General features: G+C 72.0%; 2 protein-coding genes. Both read right to left on the bottom strand.

What is annotated here, in order from left to right; translation table 11 throughout:
• Positions 1-42: 42 nt before the first annotated feature.
• On the bottom strand, positions 43-912 hold the full coding sequence (locus G6022_RS15700; RefSeq protein WP_182610083.1) for a heme ABC transporter ATP-binding protein: 870 nt from the start codon (positions 910-912) through the stop codon (positions 43-45).
• On the bottom strand, positions 909-1,707 hold a 799-nt coding region (locus G6022_RS15695; RefSeq protein ID WP_182691970.1), incomplete at its 5' end, for an iron ABC transporter permease. The genes G6022_RS15700 and G6022_RS15695, both read right to left, overlap by 4 nt.

Here is a 1,707-nt window from a genome sequence, read left to right as displayed (position 1 = left end):
TCCGCATCGCGGACGCCCGCATCGTTGATGACCGGGTGTGAATCACGTGAACTCCTTGACGAGGGCCGACCCGAGTGTCGCCGGGAACGCGGGCTCCGCCGGCGTCCGGGCGGTGCGGAATCGACGTCGATCCGGGGTGACCAACAGGTCCCCGGTGACGGGATGACGGTCGACGAGAACCGGCTGCTGATAGACCTCTTCCACCAGCTCGGCGGTGAGGACCCGGTCGGGTGGCCCCTCGGCACGGATCCGACCCCCGGAGATCATGACGAGCCGGTCGGACCACGCGGCGGCCAACTCCAGGTCGTGCAGGACCACCACCACCGCCCCGCCGGCGTCGGCCACGGTCCGGGCCAGCTCCAGGACGATCTCCTGATGGCGCAGGTCCACCGCGGCGGTGGGTTCGTCGAGGAGCAGCACTCCGGCCCGCTGGGCGAGCGCCCTCGACAGTGAGGCGCGCGCCTTCTCTCCACCGGACAGGGTCGGGAAGGTCCGGGACCGCAGCGAGGAGGTGTCGGTGGCGGCCAACGACTCCTCGATGATCTCCTCGTCGTCGTTCCCCTCGGGCAGCGCTGCCCAGGGGGCGCGCCCCATCGCGACGATCTCCCGCACGGTGAAGGGGAAGGCGACCGAGTTGGCCTGGGTGAGCAGGGCCCGGCGGCGGGCGAGGTCGCCGAGACGCCACCGGTGGAGATCGGTGCCGTCGAGCACCGTGCGGCCGGAGTCCGGGTCGGTGTCCCCCGCCACCACGCCGAGCAGCGTGGACTTGCCCGCACCGTTGGGGCCCACCAGCGCCAGCACCTCGCCTGCGTAGACCTCCAGGTCGACCGCGTCGAGCAGGGTCCGGCCACCGATTCGTACCGTGACGCGTTCGGCGGACAGCACCGGTACGCGTGACCCGGTGACGCTCATCCCCAGCCCCCTGCGGTGCGACGGGTGCGGTGGAGGAGCCAGAAGAAGAACGGTCCGCCGACGGCGGCCGTCACCATCCCCAGTGGCAGCTCCGCGTAGTTCACGGCGGTGCGGGCGAGCAGGTCGGCCGCCAGCAGACACACCGCACCACCCAGCGCCGACGCCGGAAGCAGCAGTCGGTGGCCCGGCCCGGCGATCATGCGGACGAGATGCGGCACCACCAGGCCGACGAACGCGACGATGCCGCAGAAGCTCACCGCAGCGGCCGTGAGCAGGCCGACCAGCAGGATCGAGAAGACACGCAACCGCTCCACGTTGACGCCCAGGTGGCGGGCCGGGCGCTCTCCGAGCGCGAGCAGGTCCAGAGGTCGCGCCAGACGCGCTGCCAGGACCAGCCCGAGCAACGCCAGAGGCGCCACCACCAGGACGTGCTCCCACCGGCTGCCGTTCAGGCTTCCCAGTTGCCAGAACACGATCTCCTCGCGGGCCTGGGTGTCCCCGAGGAACATGAGCAGCGCGAGCGCGGCTCCGGCGACGGCGTTCACGGCGATGCCGGTGAGGACCAGCGTGACCACCTCGGTCCTGCCGTTGCTCCGGCTGAACAGGTACACCGCGGTGGTGGTGATGATGCCGGCGACGAAAGCGCAGACGACGCTGGTCCAGGCACCGAAGGCGGTCAGCCCGAACACGATCGCCGCCGCGGCGCCCACGGCCGCCCCGGCGGACACCCCCACCACGCTGGGCTCGGCGAGCGGGTTGCCGAACGCGCCCTGCATGAGCGCCCCGGCCACCGCG

The organism is Dietzia sp. Cai40 (assembly GCF_014145165.1).
In the GTDB taxonomy this organism is placed as follows: domain Bacteria; phylum Actinomycetota; class Actinomycetes; order Mycobacteriales; family Mycobacteriaceae; genus Dietzia; species Dietzia natronolimnaea.
This window is presented reverse-complemented; position numbering and strand designations above follow the sequence as displayed.

What these genes read in the sequence shown, in the direction of transcription:
- G6022_RS15700 (WP_182610083.1), bottom strand. Translation starts at nt 912, where the DNA reads ATGAGCGTCACCGGGTCACGCGTACCGGTGCTGTCCGCCGAACGCGTC.